General features: G+C 31.4%; 8 protein-coding genes. All 8 read right to left on the reverse strand.

Going from position 1 to position 8338, the window contains the following annotated elements; translation table 11 throughout:
• Positions 1 to 345 precede the first annotated feature (345 nt).
• Positions 346 to 1641 carry a DUF4179 domain-containing protein gene (locus tag JM172_RS23585; RefSeq protein WP_214484830.1) on the reverse strand — a complete coding sequence of 432 codons (1296 nt, stop codon included), beginning with the start codon at positions 1639 to 1641 and terminating at the stop codon, positions 346 to 348.
• Positions 1634 to 2158 (reverse strand): sigma-70 family RNA polymerase sigma factor, encoded by a 525-nt coding sequence (locus tag JM172_RS23590; RefSeq protein ID WP_214484831.1) that lies wholly within the window; start codon positions 2156 to 2158, stop codon positions 1634 to 1636. The genes JM172_RS23585 and JM172_RS23590 overlap by 8 nt, the downstream gene beginning before the upstream one ends.
• Positions 2159 to 2473: 315 nt before the next feature.
• Positions 2474 to 3328: an AAA family ATPase gene (locus JM172_RS23595; RefSeq protein ID WP_214484832.1), complete on the reverse strand. Its 855-nt coding sequence runs from the start codon at positions 3326 to 3328 to the stop codon at positions 2474 to 2476.
• 98 nt (positions 3329 to 3426) lie between these two features.
• Positions 3427 to 3939 (reverse strand): hypothetical protein, encoded by a 513-nt coding sequence (locus JM172_RS23600; RefSeq protein WP_214484833.1) that lies wholly within the window; start codon positions 3937 to 3939, stop codon positions 3427 to 3429.
• Between the two features lie 213 nt (positions 3940 to 4152).
• The gene (locus JM172_RS23605; RefSeq protein WP_214484834.1) at positions 4153 to 5493 is read right to left on the reverse strand and encodes an erythromycin esterase family protein; all 1341 of its coding nucleotides are present in this window, start codon (positions 5491 to 5493) and stop codon (positions 4153 to 4155) included.
• Positions 5494 to 6232: 739 nt separating this feature from the next.
• The gene (locus tag JM172_RS23610) at positions 6233 to 6433 is read right to left on the reverse strand and encodes an undecaprenyl phosphate translocase family protein (RefSeq protein ID WP_214484835.1); all 201 of its coding nucleotides are present in this window, start codon (positions 6431 to 6433) and stop codon (positions 6233 to 6235) included.
• A 123-nt stretch (positions 6434 to 6556) separates the two neighbouring features.
• Positions 6557 to 6943, reverse strand: coding sequence for a cupredoxin domain-containing protein (locus tag JM172_RS23615; protein ID WP_214484836.1), 387 nt, complete (start codon positions 6941 to 6943; stop codon positions 6557 to 6559).
• A 452-nt stretch (positions 6944 to 7395) separates the two neighbouring features.
• Entirely contained in the window at positions 7396 to 8034 is a 639-nt protein-coding gene (locus JM172_RS23620; RefSeq protein ID WP_214484837.1) for a hypothetical protein, read from the reverse strand.
• Positions 8035 to 8338: the final 304 nt, after the last annotated feature.

Raw genomic sequence — 8338 nt, forward strand, 5'->3', positions numbered from 1 at the left:
AAAGTTTTTACTCCATAAACTCTCGTTAGCTTGATTCCAATTATTTCAAAAAATGACGATTAACTCAATCTTTTTTTACAAAAAAAGGCTGCTTACCATATTAGAGATAAGCACCCGATATGCGATCAACCAGTACATTTCTGGTTATTAACAGTTATTATTTTTAAGGTATCCGGGATGGCGCTTACTATATTCTTGCGCCATATAGCGGAAAATCACTTTTTCTTCTAATACCTATTTTTGTGACAACAACGATATTAGATTTTGAAATATCTAACCTATATGTTCCTTAAGATGAATATACTTTCGGTTTCCTCATTTACTTACAGGTATGAATGAGATAATTTATTGTATTTTTATTTCAAAGCCTTCATACATAATAGGTTTATAGGTTGCAATCAGTAAACCTTCCTTCTCATTATTAACAAATTCTTGCCTAAAACTATTTCCTTCTATTTTTTCAGCCCACGGTTTTTCTTCCATAAATAAGTTATTCCCATCAGCATCTTCCATCCAAATTGATATTGGATTTTTTGAAAGGTTATTACCAAAGACATCACTTTGAACGTCAAACCGTACAATTATCTTATCTGCTAAATAGGTTATATCAGTAATAAGAACCGTACCAAAATCACCTTGATCTAATACAAAAGGTAAACTTTGATTCTCTATAAGCATAGACACCGTGCCATCTGTAGATGGGGTTGTATAAGGAATAATTCTAACTTTCTTTGTTCTCTCATGTATTGGACTATAAAGGTAATTAAGGTGAGCTTCTTCTTTTCCATTTTTTTCATCACCAAAACCACTACCTTTAACATTATCCAATACATTCCCTTCGTCATCTAAAACAAAAAAATTCAACATATACGGATCGAGCTTTTTATTTTGTTGATCCGTAGTTACTTGTACTGAAAGATCAGTCCCAGCTGGACCTAGTTTTAAAGAGGAAAGTTTAACCTCTGCCTGCTCAATAATTTTCACTTCCTGTGGCTTAAAAACTTTAACTTGACTGGATTGCTGAACAGGAAATTTAAATTCCCATTTTCCTGGTACAATACCTACAGCATCAAATTTTAGCTTAATCTCAAATTCTTCTGGCAGTTCCTCAGTAGGTTGAATTTCTATGTATCCTTGATATTTTTGGGGTGTAATAAATTGTCCTGAAGAACCAGTGCTGAAATTAATATCCTTACCATTCACTTCAATTGTCGGCCGTTCAAGCTCACCGAATGTGAACAAAGACTCTTGTGTATACCCCAATGTCAGCCGTGTTCCGTCATAAAATAATTCATTTATTGTTAAGGTAACCCCATTATCCTTAGAAGATTGGTTGATAACTTGCGTTAAGCCCTTTTCCCCTGCTATTCTTAACCCTTCATCATTAAATTCATTAAAAAAATTGCCTATGATTGGAACTTGAGAAGCGATTTTTGCCATGGTCGGTGAAATACTTGCTGAACCTATAAACAATCCAAATGTTATTACTGCTGCACTAAACATATAGAGAGCCTTTTTCTTCTTCGAATTTTTTTTGCTGGGATTTTCTTTGATCGTATTTACAGTAATCGTATCCAACTTATCCATTGGAACAGGTATTTTATCCATTGCTTTTTTTATATCAGGCCATTGGCTACTCATTTACACATTCCTCCTTAAACTTTTTTCTTAACAAATTGACACCTCGATGTATGTTTGTTTTTACAGTACCTTCTGGAACATTCAATAATTCAGCAATTTGCTTAACAGAATAATCTCTATAAAATCGTAAAATTAACACTGTTTTATATTTTTCATCTAATTCCATGACTGCCTGAAGTAAATCAAGGTCTTTTTCATTTGAAGAATATGGATTTATTCTACTTTCTAAAATTTCTGTTTCCATTGGAATAATTCTCTTCTTCCTTTTTAAATAATCAAAAGCAGTGTTGATGAGAATCCGAGTCAACCATGTTGAAAAATAACTTTCTTCTTTTAAGTTTTTGATCGAAATAAAAGCTTTATATACCGTTTCTTGAAAAACTTCAAGCGTATCTTCTTCGTTTTTTAAATAGACGTAGGCAATTTTATACATTTTGACCTTTTCTTCCTCTATTAACTCCTGAAAAGCTTTATTATTACCATTTTTTGCACGCCGAACTTTCTTAATATTTGACAAAACTTGCCCCTCCTTTTCTCTAGTTGTTAGACAAAGCAGGTGTATAAAACGTTTCAATAAATACAAATTTTTTTATTGGTAATATATATTGTCATATTCGCAAAAATAACAACTTAGGCCTTTGCGTAAGTTAAAATAAGCACTTTTCTGCTGTATTACAGAGAAGTGCCCAATTGTCTAATAACAACTATTTATTTACCCAAACATCAAGAACTAGGTGTCTAGCTAAACCCGTTAAACATTACCCATGAACTAACGTTGAATCTTTTACCATTTCGGAAGTGATGAAAAATTATTCAATGATATTGAACAACCTCAAAACTCATTTTCATGTCTTTTGAAAAATTCATAGTATGTACGAACATTTTCTAGTTCCGTCCACCGTCCCACCTTAACAGGATTTTCATCAAGATTATAAATTTTTGCCCCCCTCATGGATAGAAGAAATGGAGAATGTGTTGATATTATAAACTGACAGCCGAAAAACCGGGCAGAGTCTTCAATAAATTGCACCAATTCCATCTGACGTTTTGGAGAAAGACTGTTTTCTGGCTCATCCAAAATATAAAGTCCGTTATCTCCAATCTTTTCAGTGAAATACTTGAATGCACTTTCCCCATTCGAATGCTCCCTCACATTATCCATCAATTCATTCCTTACAAAACGGGACTGAGTTTTACTTCTAGCTGTGTTAACTTTTTTTAACTTCTCATAATCCGCCATAGATTCCATCTGAAAATAGGAATATTTAGCATCAATATATTCTTCAAAAAGTTGTTCTCGTTTTTGGTCAATTCCCTCATTGAGATTCCTGATATTCAACATATAGTCAAATACATCATCACTAGTAATAATTCTACTATTTTCAGGAATGTTATTCTTAAGCTGCATCACACACATATTGACGTAATCAGGAAAGAAATTAGATTTATTATAGATAGAATCACGTTCGATTCCTGTTTTTTCAGCTATCACATTTAATGCAGTAGATTTCCCTGAACCATTTCCCCCATACAAAATCGTCAATGGCTCAAAAACAATATTTTCTAAGCCTTTTCTTGATAAAATTTTAAATGGATAAAACGAGTCATAGCACGTTCTTTTTATGTCCCAGAAAAAGTTAAGTTCTCTATCCTCATCTGGAAATAAAAAAGTATGTAAATAAACCATAATTTTCACCTTACCTATTGTATCTATTTTATTCTTTTAGTTACCAAGTCTATAGGATTGATATTTCGATTTCTAATAATCCTTAATATAAATATCCTTTATTGAAAGTCATCAGGTGCCCATATAGCAATATCGTCTTCAGGAGCTGCAACTATTAGCCATTCTTCACCAGAATATCCTGCACCATCTCCAGCTTGCCAACACTCATACATATCGTGGCGACCGTTTACAAACATCGTTAAACCGGATTGGAAAACAATGAAAATATTTGGTACAGTATCACCTAATTTGATATCAACAACTTTGTCTCTCCGTAATTGAAAGACTAACATGAATTCCTCTTCTTCAGTTAAGTCACCTTTTTCATACTCCGTATTAGGAAAATCATCGTTCATTTCAGATGGAAAGACAGTCCATTTTGACTCAATGTTGATCCAAAGTTCACTTGGTTCTTTCTTAGATGTATAATGAACAAATCGAATAAAAGTTGCACCTGGTCCAAAACCAAATTTAATCCCATCTAATTGGCTTTCAACAAATAAATGTTTAAGAGCCCTTTCGACAAACTCTCTTTGTGCAAAGTCCAAATTCTCACTTCTTTCTAAATCCATGATTTAAAGCGTCATGGTTATTTATTACTCAAAGAACCTTCATTCACAATATCTTTAATTTTAGCATATTATCATTTTTCGTTATTCTACAATATGGCCCTAAAATGAATAATGGCACATATCTATATTTCAGATTTGCGCCATTTTGTATAATATAGCTATACAGTTTTTTAAGTTTATAGGTAGATTCTTTTCTCTTCTTCAGTGATTATTCTAACGGTAATTTGGAGGATTCACTTCCTCAACCTGAATGAGGCCGTCATACTGTTCACTAGGGATAAATGTTTCTTCATCAATTCCTCCCCAAAACTTACTTGTTACTTCAGAATTCCACCAATATGTATTCGTTGCATCATCTTTTATATCAATATTTAAAAATGAAACGGGATATCCTGGTTGCTTTAGATGATACTCAATCGAGTTTTCTTTATGATCAGTGCGTACTTCAACAACTTCTCTGTTGTTGAATGTATTTTTCCCACTATACATATAAAGTCCTACTATATATAATTCTTCCTTAATAGTTTCTGGTAAATATTCTATCATATTCATATATAGTTTATTTCGATCCATTTTGATAGTTAATCTATTTTTCATAATATGATCATTATGTGCCCATACAATAAATTTTTCATCTGGATACATTTCTTCTAATAACCAGACTAAATTATCAGACATTATTTTGTCTCTTGATTCAAAATCACCTTTAGGATTCCCAACATTTTCTATAGTGTATCTTTCATTAAGAGACTTAATTCTTTGTTCAAAAATCTTTTTGAACCATTGTTTTTCATCCTCTCTTATACTTTGTCCCAATAAAGGTTCTCCTTGACTTAATTGACTCAACAGAGAGTTGTATTTCTCGATTAATGTTTTGCTTACCTCAAGCCAATTTTCTGGATAATTTTTACTTTTATAAGAGTAAACAAGCTCATAATATTCTAATTCTACAGATTGTATGTTTGCTGTAAAATCAGTATGTCTATCCTTAAAATAATAATTTATATATAAATTTTGTGGTTGCATATCGAAACCTACTATATTAATAGGATTCTCAGTAGCCTTTTGTTCTTTGATGTATTTAAACAAATTTATGTTGTGGTCTGTATGCCACACTGAGAATAAGGAACTTTTCATTCCTTTTATAGTACCTATATCTGAAAGCATTTCATTAGCTGCATATATCTCTGCTAATCCACTTTCAAATGCAACAACATTGTAATCTAACTCCTCATGTAAAAACTTTATTAGCCTGCTTTTAATCAGACTGTATTCTGAAACTCCATGTGAGCTTTCTCCTAGCATTACCACTCTCTTGTCTTTTAATATATCTTTTAAAAATTCTAGATCACTATAGTCCGAACTTTCCAATTCGATAGGTTTAATATGTTCAGTGTTCTCATATTGCATTGTTTCTATTACCTCACTGTTAGTAATCCTTTGACTGCTTTCTGTACTCTCAGACTCCTGTTGATTTGAACAACCAGATATAAGTATGACTAGCAGAAGTGAAGTTGAAAATATGAAAACTATATTACTCTTAAATGATTTCATGTAATACATCTCCAATGTTATTTGAATTGTAATATTTATACATTACAACAATATATTACATTATTTTTCAAAATATTTATATATTTTCTATCAATAGAGAATTTTTATTGTTACAGTATTTTGTTTGAATACCTTGTTACAAAAGATTCCTCTACATTACAGACCATACATTTAATAAATCAAAAAAATTTGTTATTTCTTATTCCACAATATGGCCCAATACAAGAAAAAGACGCACTGTTAAATAAGTGCGCCATATGTTGAATAACAATTCTCAGGTTGGACATTAGTTAAAAACACTAATAAATCATTATGCTTCATAAAAGTAATATTTTAGATTTAAGGGCTGGCTCATCTTTTTTGTATACTTAGTCAACCTTTTCCTTCATAACTCGGACTATTGCAACTATACTAGAACTTCCAAGAAGAAGGACAGTTATGGAGGTAATATTCATTCCAACTTGCCTGACAAATATGTTTTGATAAAGCATATAGCAACAAATTAAAACAATGAATACATTGAAAGTTATATATAGTTTATTATTCATAGATGTGTTTCCTCCAAATTCTAATATCTATTTATAAGTATAAATTAAAGTTGTCTAATTTTAATAGTACTCCCTTTGAAGCTAAGTATCACTTTTGTTTCCAACTACAAAAGCTTAACCGTCGGTGATACAATCTATCTTTCTTCTCCAAACTTAATTGCTATAAATATACCAATAAAAAAAGAAAACACTTAATAAGATATTGTAATAGTTAATGTAATCCCTGGATAAAATACGAACAGTGACCCACTGATTCCTGGGAGTAATAAAGCCACATTTGCTAAAGCTCCTGCTAAAAACAAAATCATAGTGGACTGAGTAGTTAATGATTCGAATAAAAGCCTATTTTCAGTTGGTTTGAAAAACTTCAAACTAATACGCACAATGTCCATTGAGGTTACCAAATTGAGCAATATCCCTCAAAACATAAAGAAAGACGCTCTCAGTGTTATTACTGAACAGCGCCCGATTGTTGAAAAAATTCAGGTTGTCTATTAGTCAGAATTACTAATCCATTATTCAACAACTAGTTGAGATCTCATTTCCTTGTGTCCGGGGTCACCACAAAATGTTAAACAACGGATTTCATACGTACCTGGTTCTAAGTTAATTGTAGCACTGTCACCATCCATTACTTTTGCAATAATGTTATCCTTATCATCATATGGTCTTAATTTGACCCCATGAACACCTGCAGTATCTTCATAATTAAACGTTACATCCACATTCGCAGGGATCGTATATGTTTCTTGATCAAATTCCCAATTTGAACCACTAACAGTTAATTCATGACTTTCTTTTTGGTCAGAAGAAGCAGAACCTTCATCGTTAGTTGTTCCACATGCTGATAAAACAAAAATAGATATCATTATAGCTGTCATCTTAATTAGATATTTTTTCATCATTAGAAACCTCCAATGTTAGTAATATTAACTTAGTCTCATACAGTTTACACTATGAAAATGAAAATAAATATGAATGAGGATGGATGTACACAATAATTTCACTTTTTAAAAATAAGCTGACTATTAAGATTTTTTGTAATTGAAGTAATCACAATGTTCGAAATTTAAATTTTTGTATTTTCTCATAAAGAAAGGCGCATACCTCTTAGATATGCGCCATTTCGTATTATAAGATTCGCAAATTACCTGGTGCCCATTCTTAATAGACTTATCCTTAAGGTACTCAGGATCGCCTTTACTATATTCTTGCGCCAGATTGTGGAATAAAATTTTCAGAATCGACGTTGTTAAAAAAATTTTTTCTGTAATGAAACTATCTAGATCTGCAAAAGGTTGAGGAGTTAAGAAAGGCACTGTTGGAATGGGATCACTAATAAATAATTTTACAGCTAATACACAATTGAGAATACCTCTTCATCATTCAAATTACCAATTATTTTTTTTGGTGCCTCTACATAACCAACGTTCACGTACATGAATGTCTTTTGAGTATCATCTAATTCTATGACGGTGTAATCACTATTAGGGTAAAAGATAACCACTGAATCTACTTTATCGTTAATTTTCCCACTAATAATACGATACTTTTGTTTCACATCTCCATTGGTATCCCCAAGTAGATGAGAAACATTTATTGCCTCTTCTAAATCAGCTTTAGATATATCTATGTCTTCTAGATGATATTCACCTTGAGAATTCTTAACTGAATACAAAACACCGTAATAACTACCTTGTTCTAATGTAAACGAGGCAAAAGTTCCACCTTCAATGTTCGAAACTTCAGTTATGTTAATTTCATTTGGCTTTCTAGAATAAAAATGGTCTATTCCTTTTGAAACTAACTTCTCCAAATTCTTATCAGCTATTGATTCAGTTGTAATTACCATTCCCTTAGGTTCAATCTCTTCATACATAATAGTATCAACTTCTTCATTAAGGCTTTTTTCAGTATAAATAAAAATATAGTATACTCCTAATATTAACAATATCAATAATAAAGCGGTAATTAAAAATATTCTTTTTTTCATTTTTTACACCTCTAGATATCAATCTTCACAACCTAATATGTCTTCGACATTTATAAGTTTAATTTGCCTTATCTCAAATCCCCACCTACCTTCATAATAGATGACTTTAACTAATATAAAATTTCCTATATATCCATATTTCTCCTACTAATTTTACACTATAGAATTAACAATTTGAACGTGAAAAAAGCAAACAAATAAAGACGCTATTCAGTATTATTTCTGAAAAGCGCCATATTGCGGAAGATCATTGTTACTTCTATTATGATTTTTCTGAATTAGAAAGACCACTTAAGTGGAATAT

It is taken from the genome of Bacillus sp. SM2101, from assembly GCF_018588585.1.
In the GTDB taxonomy this organism is placed as follows: Bacteria; Bacillota; Bacilli; order Bacillales; family SM2101; genus Nanhaiella; species Nanhaiella sioensis.